15 protein-coding genes are annotated in these 19425 nt (G+C 70.7%); 5 read left to right on the top strand and 10 right to left on the bottom strand.

Annotated elements, in window-relative coordinates:
- Positions 1–108: 108 nt before the first annotated feature.
- From ACFYSH_RS22055 to pepN, 3 genes are all read right to left on the bottom strand, one after another.
- Positions 109–3414, bottom strand: a complete 3306-nt coding sequence (locus ACFYSH_RS22055; RefSeq protein ID WP_359477865.1) for a S8 family serine peptidase — start codon at positions 3412–3414, stop codon at positions 109–111.
- A gap of 143 nt (positions 3415–3557) precedes the next feature.
- Positions 3558–4565, bottom strand: a complete 1008-nt coding sequence (locus ACFYSH_RS22060) for a hypothetical protein (RefSeq protein WP_388754600.1) — start codon at positions 4563–4565, stop codon at positions 3558–3560.
- A gap of 171 nt (positions 4566–4736) precedes the next feature.
- Entirely contained in the window at positions 4737–7325 is a 2589-nt protein-coding gene (gene pepN / locus ACFYSH_RS22065) for an aminopeptidase N (RefSeq protein WP_359472082.1), read from the bottom strand.
- Between the two features lie 133 nt (positions 7326–7458).
- Between pepN and ACFYSH_RS22070 the strand changes: the two genes are divergently transcribed.
- Positions 7459–8109 (top strand): DsbA family protein, encoded by a 651-nt coding sequence (locus tag ACFYSH_RS22070; protein WP_359472084.1) that lies wholly within the window; start codon positions 7459–7461, stop codon positions 8107–8109.
- A gap of 63 nt (positions 8110–8172) precedes the next feature.
- Here the strand turns inward: ACFYSH_RS22070 and ACFYSH_RS22075 are convergent, their stop codons facing one another.
- From ACFYSH_RS22075 to ACFYSH_RS22085, 3 genes are all read right to left on the bottom strand, one after another.
- Complete coding sequence (locus tag ACFYSH_RS22075; protein WP_359472086.1) at positions 8173–8445, bottom strand: DUF3253 domain-containing protein; 273 nt, start codon at positions 8443–8445, stop codon at positions 8173–8175.
- 310 nt (positions 8446–8755) lie between these two features.
- Positions 8756–9397: a superoxide dismutase gene (locus ACFYSH_RS22080; protein WP_099172586.1), complete on the bottom strand. Its 642-nt coding sequence runs from the start codon at positions 9395–9397 to the stop codon at positions 8756–8758.
- A 180-nt stretch (positions 9398–9577) separates the two neighbouring features.
- Positions 9578–10762: an MFS transporter gene (locus tag ACFYSH_RS22085; protein ID WP_388754605.1), complete on the bottom strand. Its 1185-nt coding sequence runs from the start codon at positions 10760–10762 to the stop codon at positions 9578–9580.
- A 60-nt stretch (positions 10763–10822) separates the two neighbouring features.
- On the opposite strand from ACFYSH_RS22085, the gene ACFYSH_RS22090 reads away from it, so the two are divergent.
- Entirely contained in the window at positions 10823–11788 is a 966-nt protein-coding gene (locus ACFYSH_RS22090) for a winged helix-turn-helix domain-containing protein (protein ID WP_359472092.1), read from the top strand.
- On the opposite strand, the gene ACFYSH_RS22095 is transcribed toward ACFYSH_RS22090, so the two are convergent.
- The 3 genes from ACFYSH_RS22095 to ACFYSH_RS22105 all read right to left on the bottom strand — a co-directional run bounded on the left by ACFYSH_RS22095 (position 11776) and on the right by ACFYSH_RS22105 (position 15387).
- Positions 11776–12423: a CatB-related O-acetyltransferase gene (locus tag ACFYSH_RS22095; protein WP_359472094.1), complete on the bottom strand. Its 648-nt coding sequence runs from the start codon at positions 12421–12423 to the stop codon at positions 11776–11778. The two genes, ACFYSH_RS22090 and ACFYSH_RS22095, sit on opposite strands and share 13 nt — an antisense overlap.
- A 37-nt stretch (positions 12424–12460) precedes the next feature.
- Positions 12461–13876, bottom strand: coding sequence for an amino acid permease (locus tag ACFYSH_RS22100; protein ID WP_359472097.1), 1416 nt, complete (start codon positions 13874–13876; stop codon positions 12461–12463).
- A 119-nt stretch (positions 13877–13995) separates the two neighbouring features.
- The gene (locus tag ACFYSH_RS22105; RefSeq protein ID WP_359472099.1) at positions 13996–15387 is read right to left on the bottom strand and encodes an amino acid permease; all 1392 of its coding nucleotides are present in this window, start codon (positions 15385–15387) and stop codon (positions 13996–13998) included.
- Positions 15388–15649: 262 nt separating this feature from the next.
- Here ACFYSH_RS22105 and ACFYSH_RS22110 point away from each other — a divergent pair, with 262 nt between their 5' ends.
- Positions 15650–16243 carry a biotin transporter BioY gene (locus tag ACFYSH_RS22110; RefSeq protein WP_359472101.1) on the top strand — a complete coding sequence of 198 codons (594 nt, stop codon included), beginning with the start codon at positions 15650–15652 and terminating at the stop codon, positions 16241–16243.
- A gap of 103 nt (positions 16244–16346) precedes the next feature.
- On the opposite strand, the gene ACFYSH_RS22115 is transcribed toward ACFYSH_RS22110, so the two are convergent.
- The gene (locus ACFYSH_RS22115; protein ID WP_359472103.1) at positions 16347–17792 is read right to left on the bottom strand and encodes an amino acid permease; all 1446 of its coding nucleotides are present in this window, start codon (positions 17790–17792) and stop codon (positions 16347–16349) included.
- A gap of 238 nt (positions 17793–18030) precedes the next feature.
- Between ACFYSH_RS22115 and ACFYSH_RS22120 the strand changes: the two genes are divergently transcribed.
- Both ACFYSH_RS22120 and ACFYSH_RS22125 read left to right on the top strand, forming a co-directional pair.
- Positions 18031–18519: a ribose-5-phosphate isomerase gene (locus tag ACFYSH_RS22120; RefSeq protein ID WP_359472105.1), complete on the top strand. Its 489-nt coding sequence runs from the start codon at positions 18031–18033 to the stop codon at positions 18517–18519.
- A 75-nt stretch (positions 18520–18594) separates the two neighbouring features.
- Entirely contained in the window at positions 18595–19416 is an 822-nt protein-coding gene (locus ACFYSH_RS22125) for a DNA-formamidopyrimidine glycosylase family protein (protein ID WP_359472107.1), read from the top strand.
- The last annotated feature ends 9 nt before the right edge of the window (positions 19417–19425 follow it).

Consider the following 19425-nt stretch of genomic DNA (forward strand, 5'->3'; position numbering starts at 1 on the left):
CATTGTCCGGCAGGCGGACGGGCCGCGCACAGAGCAGTGGGGCGGGCGCCCTTGAGAGCGCCCGCCCCACAGTCGTGCGGTGTCGTACGGATCACACGGTGATGACGGCTACGGCGCGACCTTCCCGATCACGACGCTGCCGGTGCCCGCCGCGGTGCCGCGGGCGTTCACCAGCTGGACCTCACCGAAGAACTGCCGGCCCTCGGGAGCCGCTCCGGCGACCACGACCTCGGCCCCGACCTGGGCGGACTCGCCGTTGGCCAGGTTCACGGCCTCGGACTCGTCGACCTCGATCGCGCCGAGCGACGGGGCGTAGTACACGTCCCGGTAGTCGTACTCGGTGGTCCCGGCCGGGACCGAGTAGCCCTCGATCACGATGGTGTAGGTGCCGGCCGCCGGGTTCACCAGGCTGACCGACTCCTCCGAGCCGGCCGTCGTGGAGGCGCCCACCTCGGTCGCGTCCTTGAGGACACGCAGGTCGATGTCGGCATTGGCGTCCGAGGTGTTGCCGATGGCGACGTCCAGCTTCTCGACGCCCGCACCGATGGTGACCGTCTTGGTGTACTTGCCGCGTGTGGCGATCGACGGGCGCTCGACGTCCGCCGAACCCAGCGAGCCGCCCTTAAGGGAGCCCTCCAGGTCACCGGCGTTGTTGGTGACTGTCCAGTCCACCGCGGCCGGGGTGCCGATCTTCGCCTCGGCGATGGTCTGCACCGCCGGGTCGAAGATGGCGCCGAGCAGTGAGACATCCAGCTTGTACGGGTTGTCCAGCAGCGGCGACGTACGGCGGGACTCGACCTCGATCTCCCAGACGCCGGGCTGCGGGTCCTTGTAGGAGCGCGTGTCCGGGCGGCAGGTGTTGGCCGGGTTCTCGTAGTTCGGGTAGCAGTAGATCGTGGAGCTGTCCTCCACCGCCACGCCGTACGGGTGCAGGGAGATGAACCGCGTCTGGCTGCCCGAACGCAGGGCGCTCAACGCGACCTCAAGGGTCTTCGCGCCCTCCGGGACGTTCACGAAGTACGACGTGGTGCCGTTGCGCTGCACCGAGCCGGTCGTCGAGAACGCGTAACCCGGCTTCACCAGGTCCTTGGCGACGACCACCGTGGAGAGGATCTGCTGGTCCACGCCGGTGGTCTTCTTGTCGTCCACCACCAGGATCGCGCTGTGGACACCCGCGGTGCGGGGCTTCGCCTGGACCTTGACGGTCACCGGCTTGCCGAGCGGCAGTGAGACGGTGCTCGAACCGGTCAGCTTGAAGGTGCCGTCGTTGTTCTTCCAGGACAGCTTGTGCGTGACGGCCCTGTCCGGACCCGTGGTGCGGGTGACGGTGACGTCGTACGACTTCTTCTGGCCGGCCTTCAGGCCGCCCTCACGGTCGTACAGGCCGGTGCCGAAGCCCGGGGTCTTCAGCGCGAAGTCGATCGCGGTGTCGACCGGGGCCTTCACGGAGTACTCGTGCGCCGAGGCGCCCTTCTTCTCGATCTGCTTCCAGGCGCCGACGATGTTCATCAGACCGGCACCCTGGGCGTGCGCGGGCACGTCCTTGATGTGCGTGGCGGTGCTGGTCAGCGCGGTACGCAGGTCGGCCGGGGGCAGCTCGATGTGCTTCTGCTTCGCGGCGGACAGCAGCAGCGCCGCCGCACCGGCGGCCTGCGGCGAGGACATCGAGGTGCCCTGCAGCATGGAGTAGCCGGCGGGGAGCGAGTAGCCCGCCTCCTTGACCGGACCGCCGGGGATCCAGGTCTGGGTGGTGTTGATGGACGCGCCCGGGGCCGTCAGGATCGGCGCGAAGCCGCCGTCCTCACGCGGGCCGCGCGAGGAGAAGGGCAGCATGTCGTACTTCTTGGTGACGTTCGAGCCGTAGTTGGCGGCCCAGGTCTCCTTGGAGATGGACGCGCCGACCGAGATGACGTGGTCCGCGAGGCCGGGGTCACCGATGGTGTTGACACCCGGGCCGTCGTTGCCGGCCGAGATGACCAGCTGGACGCCGTAGATGTCGATGAGCCGCTTGTAGAGCTCGGCGCGGGCGTTGTTGCCGTCGTTGAGCGAGGGCAGGCCGCCGATCGACATGTTGACGATGTCGACGCCGCGATTGACGACGAGGTCGATCATGCCCTCGGTCAGCGCGATGTTGGTGCAGCCGCCGGACCAGGTGCAGGCGCGCGAGGAGACGACCTTGGCGCCGGGCGCCGCGCCGTTCATCTTGCCGCCGAACAGGCCGTTGGCCGCGGTGATGCCCGCGACGTGCGTGCCGTGCTCGCTCTGGATGACGCCGATGTTGACGTAGTCGGCCGTGTTGCCGGCCGCGTCGAAGACGACGTCCTTGCGGGTCTCGACGACGAACGGGATGCGCTCGACGATCTGGGTCCGCGGGTCGTCCGTACCGAAGTAGGAGACCTGGTGCTTGTCCTTGTACGGCTTCATGGCGGTGTCGTCGCCGAAGTCGGCGTTGCCGTTCAGGTCGACCCGAGCGGTGCCGGTGACCGGGTCGTAGAGCACGCCCCACTGGTCGGTGGTGTCACCGTCGCGGTTGAGGTCGCCCGCCATGTCGCCGCCACGGGTGGCGGACTCCTTGAAGACGCGGAAGCCGTACGAGCCCTCCGGCGCGGAGTACGTGGTGCCGCCGCTGGTGAACGTCGGGCCGGCCACGGCCTGGTCCATCCGCAGCCAGGTGCCGTCGCCGTCGCTGACGGGGTCGGTGGCCGTCACCCAGTCGACGATCTTGCGCTCGCCGGTGGTGGTCTTCTGCAGCGCGGGGTGGCCGAGGTCGACACCGGAGTCCAGGACGCCGATGGTGATCCCGCGGCCGTCGGCCTTCGGGTGCTGCTTCACGAAGTCGACCGCGCCCGTCTCGAAGGACGGGTTGTACGGGTTCTTCGCCGGGGTCTTCTTGTCCGGCGCCGGGTAACTGCCCGTGGCCTTCTGCTGCTTCGCCCCGGCGGCCCGGTCGCCCGTGGGCGTCGGGTCGTCCAGCTTGATCTCCTGCTTGAGATCGATGCCGTGGACGGACGACAGCTTCTGGGCCGCCTTGATGGTGGCCTCGGCGGTCGCGGTCGGCACGGTCGCCCGGACGTAGCCGAGCTTGTCGTACGTCTGACCCAGTACGGACCCCTTGACGGCGTCCAGCTGCTCGGTGACCTGCTCGGTCGCACCCGGGGTGGTGGCGACCATCATCGTGATGTTCTTCTCGCCCTTGGCCTCGGCTGTCGCCAGCACATCGGCGTCGGCCTCGCCCAGCTTGTCGCCCTGCGCACTCGCGGCGGGCTTCACGGGGGAGGCCGCCGGGTCGTCGGCGGCGAAGACCGGGGCGGCACCGGTGGCGGCCAGCGCGGCCGCCAGACCGGCCGCGGCCGCGATGCGCGCCGCGCGTCTCGCCCCGGGTATGGAGCTGGGGGATTCCTTGGTCATCAGCATCCCTGTTTGTGAAAGAAAGAAAGAGTCCGGAATTCGGTACCCGATGACCGGTCAGCATTTCGTAGAAGACAGGGGTTTGTGGAGAGTTGACGGGGACGAGAAGCGGACATGGCGTACATCCGCCACCGGTTGCATTGCGCCACTCACCGGGGCAGGACCACCACGTACGCGGGCGGTTCACGGTCCTCGGCCGCCATCATCGCCGTACGCAGCACCACCGACAGCCGGGCCGTCGAGTCGCGCAGCTGCTTCGGCGTCACCCGCACCACCGTGATGCCGAGCCGCTCCAGGTGCTCCCGATCGGCGGAGTCGACGACGCCCTCCTCCCGGGGTGAGCGGGCGCCCAGTTGGAGGGCGACCGCTTCCCGGGGCCAGTACGCGTCCACCCCTCCCAGGAAGCTGCCGCCCGGCAGGGCCAGGTCCACGTTCCAGAACGGCTGGGGCAGACCGTGGACGCGCACGGTCTCGTACAGCCCGCTCTCCGCCGTCGCGCGGCTCTCCACGAGCAACGCCTCGACGGCGTCCCGTACGTGCGCGCTGCCGAGCAGCTTGGCGGCGTTCAGCTGCCGCACGACGGAGGAGGGTTCGCAGTGCCCGCCCCGCACCGCCTCCGTAAGGATCCGGCGCACCGCCGACGCGTCCGTGAGCGAGCCCACCGCGTCGGCCAGGGCCCGCTCCACCGGGGCCAGCGGCACCCCGAGCCGGTGCTGCGGCCGGGGCAGGTCGGCGGCCCGCGTCACCTGGACGAACCGGGTGGAACGCAGCCTTCTGGTGCGTGGCACCAGCACGTCGATCCGGTGCGGCGCGCCCACCGGGGGAGCGGACGTGAAGCCGTACAGGGCCAGGGCCGCCAGGCCCGTGACCATGGCCTCGCCGAAGCCGCACCCGGGCTGGACCGGCACGGCCCGCCGGGCGCCGGCCGGGGGCCGTCCCGCGTACAGCAGGGCGCCGCGCACCCGGTCCTCGGGCGTGGGCGGACCCGGGCGCAGGAGGTACACACCGGGGAGCAGCTGCTGCCACGGACCGCCGGGCAGGCACTGGGCGGCGGTCTGCCCGGCGGTCACACCATGGGCGCGCAGCTGCGCGGCGGACTGCACACGGTGGCTCACCGCGTGGACGGGGCGCGCGGACAGCGGGGTGTTCTGGTTCATGCCGGGGAGGTTCCCGCAGTCCCGCGGTGCGATGACCCGTGTTACACGTCCGTCGACATTCCAGGACAAGGCCGTACGGAAGAAAAGCAGTTCGAGTGCCGAAAAGAGCGGTCGCGACGGGGATTGTGCGGCGCGCGCCCCGCACGCGTGTGCGGGGCGCGCGCCGGAATCTCACGCCGCCGCGTCGCGCTCCTGACCCCGCAGCGCCCGTGCCAGATCGTCCCGCGCCTCCAGGACCAGCCGGCGGAGCGCCGGTGCCGCCGCCGGGTGCGAGGTCAGCCACGCGTCCGTCGCGGCGAGGGTCGCGGGGTCGTCCTGCAGCCCGGGGAACAGGCCCTTGACCACGTCCATGCCGATCTGGATGGAACGCTCGGCCCACACCCGCTCGATCGCCTCGAAGTACGAGGCCGTGTACGGCGCCAGCAGCTCCCGCTGCGAGGGCTCTCCGAAGCCCGCGATCGTCGCCTCGACGAGCGCGTTGGACAGCTTGTCCGACTCCACGACCGCCGCCCAGGCCTGCGCCTTGACCGCCGCCGAGGGGCGGGAGGCCAGGCACCGTACGTGGTGCCGCTTGCCCGACGCCGTGTCGTCCCGCGCGAGTTCGGCGTCCACCGCCGCCTCGTCGGCCTTGCCGTGCGAGACCAGCGGGGACAGGAACGCCCACCGCAGCTCCTGGTCGACGTCCAGGCCCTCGATCACAGCCGAGCCGTCGAGCAGTCCGCCCAGCAGCTGGAAGTCCGCGTCCGACACCGCGACGGCGGCGAAGAACCGGGCCCACGTCAGCTGGTGCTGGCTGCCCGGCTCCGCGCGCCGCAGCTCCGCCAGCGCGCCCTCGGCCAGCGCCCGGCCGCCCTCCTCGCGCCAGGCCGGCGCGGCGTAGTGCACCAGAGCCGACCGGGCCCAGGCGTGCAGCATCTGCAGGACGCCGATGTCACTCTCCCGGCCGGCGTGTGCCAGCACGAGGGCGACGAACTCCCGGGCCGGCAGCGCCGCGTCCCGCGTCATGTTCCACAGCGCGGACCAGCAGAGCGCCCGGGCCAGGGGGTCATCGATGTCGCCCAGGTGCGCGCGCAGGGTGGCCAGCGACCCCTCGTCGAAGCGGACCTTGCAGTACGTGAGGTCGTCGTCGTTGACCAGGACCAGGTCGGGCTTCTCGGACCCCGCCAGTTCCGCGACCACGCTGCGCTCCCCGGCGACGTCCGTCTCGGCGCGGGCGTAGCGCACCAGCCCGCCCTCCGGCGAGAGCCGGTACAGACCGACCGCGACCCGGTGCGGCCGCAGCTCCGGGTGCGAGGCGGCGGCCTCCTGGGTCACGGCGAGCTCCGCGATCCGGCCCGCGCCGTCGTACGTCACGACGGGCGTCAGGACGTTGACCCCCGCCGTCTGCAGCCATGCGCGCGACCAGGTCGTCATGTCGCGCCCGGACGTCTCCGCCAGCACCGAGAGCAGGTCGCCCAGCCGGGTGTTGCCGAAGGCGTGCTGCTTGAAGTAGCGGCGCGCGCCCTCCAGGAACGCGTCCCGTCCCACGTACGCCACGAGCTGCTTGAGCACCGAGGCGCCCTTGGCGTACGTGATGCCGTCGAAGTTCAGCTTGGCGTCCTCCAGGTCACGGATGTCGGCCGTGACCGGGTGCGTGGACGGCAGCTGGTCGGCGCGGTAGGCCCAGGCCTTGCGGTTGTTGGCGAAGGTGATCCAGCCGTTGGTGAAGCGGGTCGCCTCCACCATCGAGAACGACCCCATGAAGTCGGCGAAGGACTCCTTCAGCCACAGGTCGTCCCACCACTGCATGGTGACCAGGTCCCCGAACCACATGTGCGCCATCTCGTGCAGGATGACGTTGGCGCGGCGCTCGTAGGAGGCCGAGGTGACCTTGCCGCGGTAGATGTACTCCTCGCGGAAGGTGACGAGGCCCGGGTTCTCCATCGCGCCGAGGTTGTACTCCGGCACGAACGCCTGGTCGTACTTCCCGAAGGGGTACGGGTAGTCGAAGTGGTCGTGGAAGAAGTCCAGGCCCTGCTTGGTGACCAGGAAGACGTCGTCCGCGTCGAAGTGGCGCGCGAGCCCCTTGCGGCACATCGCGCCGAGCGGGATGTCCAGCTTCGTACCGTCGTCGAACGTACGGGAGTAGTGGTCGCTCACGTAGTGGTACGGACCCGCGACGACCACCGTGATGTACGTCGAGATCGGCAGGGTCTCCGCGAACCGGTGGACCTCGCCCTCCCGCGACTCCTCCGCGCCGTTGCTCCAGACCCGCCAGCCCTCGGGCGCCGTCACCTCGAAGCGGTACGGCGCCTTGAGGTCGGGCTGCTCGAAGTTGGCGAAGACGCGCCGGGCGTCGGCGGGTTCGTACTGCGTGTAGAGGTAGACCTCGCCGTCCTCCGGGTCGACGAAGCGGTGCATGCCCTCGCCGGTCCGGCTGTACGCACACCGCGCGTCGACCACCAGGACGTTCTCGCCGGCGGCGAGGTCCTCCAGCGCGATCCGGGTGCCGTCGAAGACGGCCGCGGGGTCCAGGTCCTTGCCGTTCAGCGTCACCGCGTCCACGGACGGGGCCAGCAGATCGGCGAAGGTCGAGGCCCCCGCCCGGGCGGCACGGAAGCGGATCGTGGTCTGCGAACGGAAGGTGCGCGGACCGGCATCGCCGCCCCCGTCGGGCTCACCCACGGCGGAGCGGAGGTCGAGGGCGACCTCGTAACCGTCGACGGTCAGCAGCTCGGCCCTCTCGCGGGCCTCGTCGCGGGACAGGTTCTCACCGGGCACGGAGCACTCCTTTGTGTCTCGATCGAAGACCTTCGATCCTCCCACGCGGCAATCGGCGCCCGTGCGCGGGAATGGCGGGAGGGGCCCATGGTGTTCCGGCTCACAGGCGCAGACCGACCTCACGAGGAGAGACATGCCCGAGAACAGCACGGCCGTCGGCAAGGTCCCGGCCGATTTCTGGTTCGACCCGCTCTGCCCCTGGGCCTGGATGACCTCCCGCTGGATGCTGGAGGTCGAGAAGGTCCGCGACGTCGAGGTGCGCTGGCACGTGATGAGCCTGGCCGTGCTCAACGAGCCCAAGCTCGACGAGCTGCCCGAGGAGTACCAGGACATGATGCGCACCCAGGCGTGGGCACCGGTCCGTGTCGTCGTCGCCGCCCAGCAGAAGCACGGCGACGAGATCGTCGGCCCGCTCTACACGGCCCTCGGCACCCGCTTCCACAACAACGGCGAGGGCCCCACCCGCGAGGCGATCGCGGGGGCCCTGGCGGACGTCGGCCTGCCGGCCGAGCTCCTGGAGTACGCCGACTCCGACGCGTACGACAAGGAACTGCGCGCCTCCCACCAGGAGGGCATCGACAAGGTGGGCCAGGACGTCGGCACCCCGGTCATCGCGGTGCCCGGCGCCGACGGCGAGCAGATCGCGTTCTTCGGTCCGGTCGTCACCCCCGCCCCGAAGGGCGAGGAGGCCGCGCGGCTCTGGGACGGCACACTGCTGGTCGCGTCGATCCCCGGCTTCTACGAGATCAAGCGGACCCGTACGCAGGGCCCCGTCTTCGACTGACCGGTCAGGCCGGTGCGGGCCCCCGTCCGGGCCCGCACCGGGCGCCGCCACGCCCGCGGTGTGTCAGCGGGCGAGGCGGATACGGATCGGACCGCGGGCCTCCGCCGGGTCGACGGGGCGGCCGGCCTGGGTGATCTCCACCTCGCCCGCCGTGACCAGCCGCCGGGCCGCGCGGCGGGCCGGTTCCATGAGCGCCCGCCAGCCGTCGTCGTCCCCTTCGTACACCGCTCGTGCGGCGTCGGAGGGGCAGATCGTGGAGGCCGGCCCACGACGCTCCAGCAGCTCCAGGACGGCTCGTTCCAGGCGCCGGTCCGTCTGCCGTTCGCTGTCCGTCACCCTGCCAGTCTCGCACCGGGCGGCGACGGAGGACAGGACGGAGGCACCCCCTGGGCGGTCACCACCACCCAGTACGTACTGCTGGGGGACGGCCACACGCGGGGTGACTCCGGACTCGCCCCCGGGCTCAGCTGCGACGCCCTCGGCGGAGCGTCCGCCTGACGCGTCTCCCGAAGGGCGGCGACCCGCTCCTCTGCCTGGTATGGGAGAACCCCCGCGAGTCATGTCCTCGCGGGGGTTCTCCGTCCATCCGCCTGCCGGGTGAACGGTGAGAAGACGATCACGAGGCAGGACGCTCGGGGTCTCTGCGTCAGGGAGCGAGCAGCAGCACGTCCGCGCGCTCCTTGGCGGCGGCGTAGCGCTTCGCCACGTCCTGCCAGTTGACGACGCGCCACATCGCCTCGATGAAGTCCACCTTCTGGTTCTTGTACTGCAGGTAGAAGGCGTGCTCCCAGGCGTCGAAGACCAGGATCGGGACGGAGCCCTGGCCGACGTTGCCCTGGTGGTCGTAGACCTGCTCGACGATCAGCCGGCCGCTGACCGGCTCGTACGCGAGGACGCCCCAGCCGGAGCCCTGCGTGGTCGCCGCGGCCTTCGTCAGCTGGGACTTGAAGCCGGCGTACGACCCGAAGGACTCCGCGATCGCGTCCGCCAGGTCGCCCACACCGTCCGCCGCGAGGGGCTCACCGCCGCCGTCGCCGGTCATGTTGTGCCAGTAGATCGAGTGCAGGATGTGGCCGGAGAGATGGAAGGCGAGGTTCTTCTGCAGGCCGTTGATCGCGCCCCAGGCCTCCTTGTCGCGGGCCTCTTCCAGCTGCTCCAGGGTGTCGTTCGCACCCTTGACGTAGGCGGCGTGGTGCTTGTCGTGGTGGAGCTCGATGATCTGCGGATTGATGACCGGTTCGAGCGCCGCGTAGTCGTACGGGAGTTCCGGGAGCGTGTACGTGGCCATGGGTTCGAACCCTCCAACTGCTACCTGATGGTTATTGCAAGCCGTTCGCAACTGCAGGCTAACAGGAACAGTGCTCGGAGGTGATCAGCCGTTCGTCCTAGGACCGGATGCCTGCGCGTGTCGAAGGACTGGATCGGCGCCACCCCTTCGGGCTCGTCCCGCGGCGAGAACCGTCCCTGCTCAGGATCGCGCCGGGTGCTGCTCGGCCCGGCTGAGGCGCAGCCCCGGAGCCAGGAGCAGCGTCACCGCGACCGAGGCCGTGGCCATCATCGCGATCACCGTCGCGGCGGAGGCGTGCTGGGCGAGGGTGCCCGCGAGCACCGCCGCCACGCCCTGTACGGCGAGCATCCCGGAGGAGTGCAGGCCGAGGGCCTGGCCGGTCATCGTGTCCGGGGTCAGCGTCAGCAGACGCTCCTGGAGGAGCAGGCTCGCCGAGAAGCCGGCCGAGGCCAGGGTCACGAGAACCAGGGTCAGGGGCAGCCCCGGCCGCACCGCGAACAGCAGGTACGGCACGGCCAGCAGCAGGAGCAGTGGTGTGCTCAGCCGTCCCCGCCACCGTGCCGGTACGTACCGGCCCGTCACGGTGTCCCCGGCCAGCATCCCGAGCGCCGCGCAGGCGAAGAGCAGCCCGGCCTGATCCGGCCGGTAAGGGACGAAGAGTGATTCGCAGCCGACGACCAGCCCGTTGGGCAGCCAGAGCGCGAGGTACACCCGCCGCCGGGGCGCCGAGGACCACAGCAGCGCGTTGGTCCGCCAGGTCTCGCCCACCGACGGCCGCCCGGTCGCCCGGGGCGCACGGCGTGCCAGACCGCATCGGGCGGCTGCGGCGCCGGTGGCGTACAGGACCGCCGCGACGAGCAGAGTGCCGCGCGGGGACAGCACGGCGATCAGCACGCCCCCGGCCGCGTAGCCGCAGATCTGCATGGTGCCGGAGCACATGTTGAGCACCGAACGCCCCAGCAGGTAGGCGTTCTCGGGGAGCACCTCGTTGAGCAACCCGTACCGCACCCCGCCGATCACCGCCGCGACGACCCCCTCGCCCAGGACGACGGCGAACATCAGCGGCAGCGGCAGCCCGGGGACGGCCAGAACGGCGGTCCCGAGGCCGAAGGCGAGGGCCGCGCCGCTCAGTGCTCCACGCGGCGGGAGCCGGTCGGCCGCCGACATCAGCAGCGTCGCGCCGATCAGCTGGGCGAGGGAGGCACCGAACATGGAGAGGGCGGAGAGCAGCGGTGATCCGGTCGTGGTGAACACGAGGACGCCCAGGGCCAGTCCGCTGGTCGTCGAGGCCGCGCCTTGCAGGGCACTCGTCACGAAGAGCGGGCCGAACTGCGGCACACGGAAGACGTCGCGGTAGGTGAGCATGCCGGGGAGTCTCGGTGGCTCCTCCGCGTGGCCGTTACTGTTTCGCGTGGAGGCGAAACCATGGGCTGGTGGCAGGTCAACGCGGACACCCTGGCCGCAGGGCGCTTCGTCGTCTCGGAGCTGTCCGAGACCACGGCGACGCTCCAGGCTCTGGAGCGAGGGGCGGCCACGAACCCGGCCGAACGTGTGTGGTTCGACGCCCACCGGCCTGCCTACCTGGAGCGTCTCGCCGGCGATCCGGTCACCGCGCAGCTCGTGCGGACCGGTCTCGGCGGCCACTGGAACGCGGACTTCCTCACCCCCACACCCGCCGGCGGGACCACGTTCGCGCACGACCTGGCCCGCGTGTGTGAGACGTCCCCCGACCGTGCGCGCGCCGACCTGGAGGTCTCCAAGGGTGGGCCGCTGCCGACCGTACTGCGCCGCCCGGATCTGCCGCAGAAGGCCGCTGACCTGCTGGCATGGGTGTGGGAGCAGATCGTGCTCCCGGACTGGCCGCGCCGCCGCCGGATCATCGAGGCGGACATCGTGGCCCGCGCCGGACAGCTGAGCCAGGGCGGCTGGGCCGCCGCGCTGGAAGCGATGAACCCGGGCATGCGCTGGCTGGGCGGCAGCCGGCTCCAGGTCAACCCGCGCGCCTACCCACCACGGGAACTCGACGGCGTACGGCTGGTGTTCGTCCCTGTCACGCCGCGTCAGGGCTGGGTCTCCTGGGAGGCGGCGGCGCAACGGTACGCCGTCGTGTACGCCTGCTCGGGAACTCTGTCGGACGTGGACCGGCCCGTGTTCCCCGACAGCCTGGGCCGGCTCCTGGGGCCCGCGCGGGCCGGTGTCCTCGTGCTGCTCGACCGGCCCAGGAGCACCACGGAGCTGGTGGCGCTCACCGGCCAGGGCCTGGGGTCGGTGGGCCGCCACCTGAAGGTCCTGCTCGACGCGGGGCTGGCCGGGCGCCGGCGGTCGGGCCGCTCGGTGCTCTACTTCCGCACGGAGGCGGGCGAGGTGCTCCTGCGCGCTCAGCCCGGCTGAGGCGCCGCCGCCTCCAGGTCGTCGATGCTCCCGGACATGATGGTGCGGACATGTGCGGTGATGTGTTCGGCCGGCCAGTCCCACCAGGCGACGGCGAGGAGCCGGGCGATGTCGGCGTCGTCGTAGCGGGTGCGGAGCAGCTTCGCCGGATTGCCGCCGACGATGCCGTAGTCCGGCACGTCGGACGTGACGACGGAGCCGGCGGCGATGATCGCGCCGTTCCCGATCCGCACGCCGGGCATCACCGTCACCCGGTAGCCGAACCACACGTCGTGGCCGACCACGGTGTCGCCCCGGCCGGGCAGCCCGGTCAGCAGGTCGAAGTGGTCGGCCCAGGAGCCGCCCATGGTGGGGAACGGGAACGTGGACGGGCCGTCCATGCGGTGGTTGGCGCCGTTCATGATGAACCGCACCCCGGTGCCCAGTGCGCAGAAGCGGCCGATCAGGAGCTTCTCGGGGCCGTAGTGGTACAGCACGTTGCGGGTCTCGAACGCGGTCGCGTCATCGGGGTCGTCGTAGTACGAGTACGCGCCGACCTCGATGAGCGGTGACGTGATCAGCGGCTGGAGCTGCACGACACGCGGCTGCCCGGGCATCGGGTGCAGCACGGTCGGATCTGCGGGGAGCGGATGCATACGGGGCACCCTCGCAGACGGACCGTGCCGCATGCACTCAGTTTTGGGTCGGCCTGCCGCGCTCCGCCCGCTTCTGCCGCACCAGGCCGATCACGATCAGCACCGCGGTCAGCGCCCCGGTCGCCAGCAGCTGGTCGCGGGTGTCGGGCTGGCGCAGCATCAGGACGAAGATGCCGGCCATGGCCGCCAGCGCCACGATCGTCAGGACCGGGAAGAGCCACATCCGGACGACGAGCCGGTCCGGGGCCTCGCGTTCCAGGCGCCTGCGCAGGATCAGCTGGGAGACGGCGATGAAGATCCAGACGACCAGGATCACCGCGCCGATCATGTTGAGGAGCCACGGGAAGACGTCGTCGGGGCGCCAGTAGCTGAGCAGCACGCACAGGAAGCCGAAGACCGAGGAGGCGAGCACCGCGTTGCGCGGGACGCCCGAGGAGATCCTGCCGAGTACCTTCGGGCCCTGGCCGCGGGCGACGAGCGAGCAGGCCATCCGCGAGGAGCCGTAGATGTTGGCGTTCATCGCGGAGAGCAGGGCGACCAGGATGACCACGTTCATGATCTCGGCGGCGCCGCTGATACCGAGGTGGTCGAGCATCGCGTAGAACGGGCCGACCTCGGCGACCGTGGGGTCGTCCCACGGCACGAGGGTCACGATGACCGCCATCGAACCGATGTAGAAGACGGCGATGCGCCACATCGCCGTACGCACCGCCTTGGCGACGCCCTGCACGGGGTTCTCGGACTCGGCCGCCGCGATGGTGACGGTCTCCAGACCGCCGTACGCGAAGACGGAGGCGAGCAGACCGATGATGAGCCCTTCGGAGCCGTGCGGCATGAAGCCGCCGTCCCCGGTGAGGTTCGCGGTGCCGGGGGAGTCCGTGCCGGGCAGCACGCCCAGGATCGCGAGGACGCCCAGCACCAGGAAGAGGGTGATCGCGACGACCTTGAGCGCGGCGAACCAGAACTCGAACTCGCCGAAGTTCTTCACGGCGGCGAGGTTCGTGCCGAGGAAGATCACCATGAACAGGGCGACCCAGGCCCACTCCGGCGTACCGGGCAGCCAGCCGGTGACGATCTGGGCGGCGCCGATGCCCTCCAGCCCGACGGCGACACAGAGCAGCACCCAGAACGACCACCCCGCGGTGAAGCCCGCCCACGGGCCGATCGCCCGTTCCGCGTGCACGGAGAACGAGCCCGACGCGGGGTTGGCCGCCGACATCTCGCCCAGCATCCGCATCACGAACATGACCAGCAGTCCGGAGACGGCGTACGCGATGACGATCGAGGGTCCGGCCGCGGCGATGCCCGCACCCGAGCCGACGAACAACCCGGCGCCGATCACACCGCCCAGGGCGATCATCGACAGATGGCGCTGCTTGAGGCCGTGGGTGAGCGCGGAGTCGGCGGTGGGGGCGGTGGCGTCCGTGGGGGGCGGCGCGGAGGTCCGGGACATGGACGGGCTCAGTTCACTGGTCGGGACGGAGGTCGGTCCACAGTCTGGCCATCGGCCCCGCTCACGGGGAACGGCCGTCCGCTATACGGTCACGAGGCTCACACAAGGTGCTCACCCGCCTACGGCTTCGCCCGCAGCTCCCGCACGCCCGCCACGAGCAGCACCAGAGCCGTGGCCCCCGCCGACCAGAGCACCTGCGGACGGGCCACGTCGTCGGTGAGCATCAGCAGCAGGACGGCCAGCAGACCGGCCAGAGTCACCCAGGTCAGATAGGGGAAGCACCACATCCGCAGCGCCAGGGCGCCCGGCGCCTCCCGTTCGAGCCGGCGCCGCAACCGCAGCTGCGAGGCGGCGATCAGGCCCCAGACGAACAGCAGGACCGCTCCTACCGAGTTGAGCATGTACAGGAAGACGGTATCGGGCCACAGGAGATTGAGCACCACGGAGACGAAGCCGAAGGCCACCGAGGCCAGTACCGCCCGCCGGGGCACCCCGCCACCCTGCCCGCCCGAGACCTTCAGCAGCCCGCGTGGCGCCTCGCCGCGCTCGGCCAGCGAGAAGATCATGCGGGACGAGCCGTAGAGATTGGCGTTGAGCGCCGAGAGCAGCGCCACGAACACCACGATGTTCATGATCTGCCCGGCCGACGGCACCCCGATCGAATCCAGGACCTTCACGTACGGGCTGAGCCCGGCCCGCTGAGCGGTCCACGGCAGCACGGCCACGATCACCAGCATCGAACCGACGTAGAAGAAGAGGATGCGCACCACCGCGCTGCGCACCGCTCGCCCCACGGCGCGCGCCGGATCGGCGGTCTCGGCCGCCGCGATCGTCACGACCTCCAGGCCGCCGAACGCGAACACCACGGTGAGGACGCCGGAGACCACGCCGTCCCAGCCGTTCGGCAGGAAGCCGCCCTGGCCGGTGAGGTTCGTCAGTCCCACGGGACCGGTGTCCGGGAGGACGCCGAGGACGGCCAGCAGACCGAGCACCAGGAAGGCCACGATCGCGGCCACCTTCAGTGCGGCGAACCAGAATTCGAACTCGCCGAAATTCTTCACGGCCGTCAGATTGGCCACGGTGAACACCACCATGAACAGCAGCACCCAGAGCCACTGATCCACCGCGGGCACCCAGCCGTGGGCGATCTGAGCGGCCGCCGTCGCCTCCACGGCGAGCACCACCACCAGCATGAACCAGTAGAGCCAGCCCACGCTGAAGCCGGCCCAGCGGCCCAGTGCGCGTTCCGCGTGGACGGAGAAGGACCCGGAGGCGGGCATCGCCGCCGACATCTCACCGAGCATCCGCATGACCAGCATGGCGAGCGCGCCCGCGAGCAGATACGAGACGACGACGGCGGGCCCGGCGACCGCGATCCCGGCGCCCGACCCGACGAAGAGACCGGCGCCGATCACCCCGCCCAGACCGAGCATCGTCAGATGGCGCTGCTTCAGGCCGTGGGCCAGGGGCTCGGACGGTACGGGGGAGTGCGTGGGGGGCGCGTCGTGCATGAGCTGTGGATCACTCTCGGATCATTTTATGGGGAACCTACAGTCTCACGGGGTGGCTCCCCTTCCCGAACGGCGGGCTGCGCACACCTCTACCTCAGTGACCAGCATCACGCCGATCGGTGATTGCGCAACGGTCTTTGTCCGAACCCGACTACCCGTTCAACCGCCGCTTTGTGGACGGCTGACGGTGATCGAGGGACACGCCGTCGGCTAACGTCGGCTCAGTCCGTCCCTGCCTGCCGACCTCACCCGCGGAGTCCCGATGAGTACTGCTGCCGCCCCCGCCCGTACCGGAGCGGTCCTCGCCGACCTGCTGCCCGCAGCCCGGCACCGCTACGCCGTGGACACGGCCCTGGTCGTCGGAGGCGCCGCCCTCACCGGCATCGCGGCCCAGATCGCCGTGCCCGTCCCCGGTTCCCCGGTCCCCGTCACCGGCCAGACCTTCGCCGCGCTGCTGATCGGCACCGCGTTCGGCGCCCGCCGGGGCTTCCTCTCCCTCGCCCTGTACGCGCTCGTCGGCATGGCCGGCATGCCGTGGTTCTCCGAGGGCACCTCCGGCCCGGGCGGCGCGTCGTTCGGTTACGTGCTGGGCATGCTGCTCGCCGCCACGGTCGTCGGCGGTCTGGCCCGCCGAGGCGGTGACCGGTCCGTCCTGCGCACCGCGGGCACCATGGCGGTCGGCTCCCTCGTCATCTACGCGGTCGGCGTGCCCTACCTGGCGCTCTCCACCGGCATGTCGATGAGCGCCGCCGTCGCGGCCGGCCTCGTGCCGTTCCTGATCGGCGACGCCCTCAAGGCCGCGCTGGCCATGGGTGCGCTGCCCGCCTCCTGGAAGCTCGTGGGGCGTCGCGGCTGACACCGCGCGCACCCACCGAAAGAGGCTCGCCGGTCATGACCGACCGGCGAGCCTCTGGTGTTTCCCGGTGCACCCGGCCTCCGCGGTCAGGTGTGCGTACGGGTCACTCGGCCGGCGCCGCCGTCTTCGCCTTCCGGCTGCGGACCTCGCGCACCAGCGAGACCCCCACGACCAGCGCCGCGACCAGCAGCGAGAGCAGGACCTGCTCGCGCCCGGCGTCGTCGGTCAGCATGTAGACGAGGACGAAGGAGATCATGGCGATCGTCGCCCAGGTCAGATATGGGAAGAGCCACATCCGCACGACGAGCTTCTCGGGTGACTCGCGCAGGATGATGCCGCGCATCCTCAGTTGGGTGAAGCAGATCACCAGCCACACGAACAGGGCGACCGCGCCGGAGGAGTTCAGCAGGAACGCGAACACCGTGTCGGGCCACTGGTAGTTGAAGAACACGGCGACGAAGCCGAACACGACGGACGACAGGATCGCCGCCTGCGGCACGCCCCGCTTGTTCACCTTGGCGAACGCCTGGGGCGCGTCGCCCCGCTGCCCCAACGAGAAGGCCATGCGTGAGGCCGTGTAGAGCCCGGAGTTGAGACAGGACAGCACGGCGGTCAGCACGATGACGTCCATGACCTGGCCGGCGTGCGGAATGCCGATCGTGTTCAGGGCGGCGACGTACGAACCGTCCTTGACGATCGACGGGTCGTTCCACGGCAGCAGCGTGAGGACGACGAAGATCGAACCCAGGTAGAAGATGGCGATACGCCAGATCACGCTGTTGGTGGCCTTGGAGACGGCGCGCCGCGGGTCCTCGGACTCACCGGCCGCCAGCGTCACGATCTCGCTGCCCATGAAGGAGAAGACGACCATGAGCACGCCCGTGAGGATGGCCCCGGGTCCTTCGGGGAAGAACCCGCCGGTGTCCGTGAGGTGGGAGAGGCCCGAACCCGCGTTGTCCGCACCCGGCAGGACACCGAAGACGGCGAGAAGGCCGACGACGACGAACGCGCCGATCGCCACGACCTTGATCCCGGCGAACCAGAACTCGAACTCGCCGTACGAGCCGACGGAGACCAGGTTGGTCGCCGTCAGCACCACCATGACGATCAGGGCCCACGCCCACTGCGGTACGCCGGGGACCCAGCTCTCCAGGATCTTGGCACCCGCCGTGGCCTCGACGGCGAGCACCACGACCCAGAAGAACCAGTACAGCCAGCCGATGGAGAAGCCGGCCCAGCGGCCCAGGGCCTGGTCGGCGTACGCGGAGAAGGAGCCGGAGCTCGGCCGGGCGACGGCCATCTCGCCGAGCATCCGCATGACGAAGACGACCATCAGGCCGACCAGCGCGTACGACAGGAGGATGGCCGGTCCCGCGGCGGCGATCCCGGCGCCGGAGCCGACGAAGAGGCCCGCTCCGATCACGCCGCCGATGGCGATCATCGAGAGATGACGGTTCTTGAGACCGGCCTGGAGCCCGCCGGAGGAGTCCGGCTTACCCGGCTCGCCGGGCTGTTGGCCCGGGCCCGCCAGAGTCGTCTGCGACGTCATGGATCGAATCCTTACGTTTTCTGATCACGTGTGTCGGGTCATGCCTCCGCGGGGGTGTTGCGAAGGCAAGGCCACGCATTCAAGCCCGTACGGCACCCCAACCGGAACCCCCTCATCCGGTTCCTTGACCCGATCGTTGCGCGAGTGGTGTTGCCCACAGCTCCGGCCCCTCGCACGGAGCTGTGTGTCCCGACCCCGCTGACGGCTACCCGTTCCGGTCCGTGTCACACTTCGCACCATGCGCGTGTACCTCGGCTCAGACCATGCCGGCTACGAACTGAAGAACCACCTGGTTACGTGGCTCACGGCCCACGGCCACGAGCCCGTCGACTGCGGTCCCCACATCTACGACGCCCAGGACGACTACCCGCCGTTCTGCCTCCGCGCCGCCGAGCGGACGGCCGCGGACGAGGACAGCCTCGGCATCGTCATCGGCGGCTCGGGCAACGGCGAGCAGATCGCCGCGAACAAGGTCAAGGGCGTCCGCGCCGCACTCGCCTGGAGCGAGCAGACCGCCGCGCTGGGCCGTGAGCACAACGACGCCAACGTCGTGGCCATCGGCGGACGGATGCACACGGTGGAGGAGTCCACCAAGTTCGTCGAGATCTTCCTGAGCACCCCGTACTCGGGTGAGGAGCGCCACACCCGTCGCATCGAGATGCTCTCGGCGTACGAGAACACCGGCGAGCTCCCCCCGGTCCCGGCCCACCACCCGCAGCAGGGCTGAGAAGCCCGTACCCGCTTCCCTTGTGCCGCCGGGGCCCGTACCCGGCGGCACAAGCGCGTCACCAGGAGACACGTCGTGCCCGAGGGGCATACGATCCATCGCCTCGCCGCCGACCACCACGAGCGTTTCGCGGGCCGCCCGGTGCGGGTGAGCAGCCCCCAGGGCACGTTCGCCGACAGTGCGGCACTCCTGGACGGCAGGACCTTCACCGGCGTCGACGCCCACGGCAAGCACCTCTTCCTCGGCTTCGAGGGAGCGGTCTGGGTCCACATCCACCTCGGCCTCTTCGGCAAGCTCGGCTTCGGTACGGTTCCGGCGCCGCCGCCCACCGGCACGGTCCGGCTGCGCCTGCGCAACGACGCCCATCACGCCGATCTGCGCGGTCCCACCACATGCGCCCTGATCACCGGCCCGGAGAAGCGCGCGATACACGACCGGCTCGGCCCGGACCCACTGCGCGCAGAGGAGGACGGCGAGCGGGCCTGGCGGCGGATCTCCCGCAGCCGCGTCACCGTGGCCGCCCTGCTGATGGACCAGAAGGTCGTCGCGGGCGTCGGCAACGTCTACCGCGCCGAGGTCCTCTTCCGGCACGGCATCGACCCGTACCGCCCCGGCCGGGACCTCGCGCGGGGCGAATGGGACGCGATCTGGGCCGACCTCGGCGTCCTGATGCGCGAGGGGGTGCGGAACAACCGCATCGACACCGTCCGCCCCGAACACCTGCCGGAGGCGATGGGCCGGCCCCCGAGGGTCGACGACCACGGCGGCGAGGTGTACGTGTACCGCCGGGCCAGGCAGGCGTGTCACGTCTGCGGCACCGAGGTCCGTACGGCGGACCTGGCGGCCCGCAACCTCTTCTGGTGCCCGGCCTGCCAGCCGTCGGTGGCGGGGCGGTAGCCGCGCGGG

The sequence above is a fragment of the Streptomyces sp. NPDC005791 genome, assembly GCF_042871485.1.
In the GTDB taxonomy this organism is placed as follows: Bacteria; Actinomycetota; Actinomycetes; order Streptomycetales; family Streptomycetaceae; genus Streptomyces.

Excerpts from the sequence above, each read along its gene's own strand:
- ACFYSH_RS22100 (WP_359472097.1), bottom strand. The coding sequence starts at position 13,876 with ATGTCCCGGACCTCCGCGCCGCCCCCCACGGACGCCACCGCCCCCACC.
- ACFYSH_RS22090 (WP_359472092.1), top strand. The coding sequence starts at position 10,823 with ATGGGCTGGTGGCAGGTCAACGCGGACACCCTGGCCGCAGGGCGCTTC.
- ACFYSH_RS22070 (WP_359472084.1), top strand. The coding sequence starts at position 7,459 with ATGCCCGAGAACAGCACGGCCGTCGGCAAGGTCCCGGCCGATTTCTGG.
- ACFYSH_RS22120 (WP_359472105.1), top strand. The coding sequence starts at position 18,031 with ATGCGCGTGTACCTCGGCTCAGACCATGCCGGCTACGAACTGAAGAAC.
- ACFYSH_RS22085 (WP_388754605.1), bottom strand. The coding sequence starts at position 10,762 with ATGCTCACCTACCGCGACGTCTTCCGTGTGCCGCAGTTCGGCCCGCTC.
- ACFYSH_RS22110 (WP_359472101.1), top strand. The coding sequence starts at position 15,650 with ATGAGTACTGCTGCCGCCCCCGCCCGTACCGGAGCGGTCCTCGCCGAC.
- ACFYSH_RS22055 (WP_359477865.1), bottom strand. The coding sequence starts at position 3,414 with ATGCTGATGACCAAGGAATCCCCCAGCTCCATACCCGGGGCGAGACGC.
- ACFYSH_RS22060 (WP_388754600.1), bottom strand. The coding sequence starts at position 4,565 with ATGAACCAGAACACCCCGCTGTCCGCGCGCCCCGTCCACGCGGTGAGC.
- ACFYSH_RS22115 (WP_359472103.1), bottom strand. The coding sequence starts at position 17,792 with ATGACGTCGCAGACGACTCTGGCGGGCCCGGGCCAACAGCCCGGCGAG.
- ACFYSH_RS22105 (WP_359472099.1), bottom strand. The coding sequence starts at position 15,387 with ATGCACGACGCGCCCCCCACGCACTCCCCCGTACCGTCCGAGCCCCTG.
- ACFYSH_RS22095 (WP_359472094.1), bottom strand. The coding sequence starts at position 12,423 with ATGCATCCGCTCCCCGCAGATCCGACCGTGCTGCACCCGATGCCCGGG.
- ACFYSH_RS22080 (WP_099172586.1), bottom strand. The coding sequence starts at position 9,397 with ATGGCCACGTACACGCTCCCGGAACTCCCGTACGACTACGCGGCGCTC.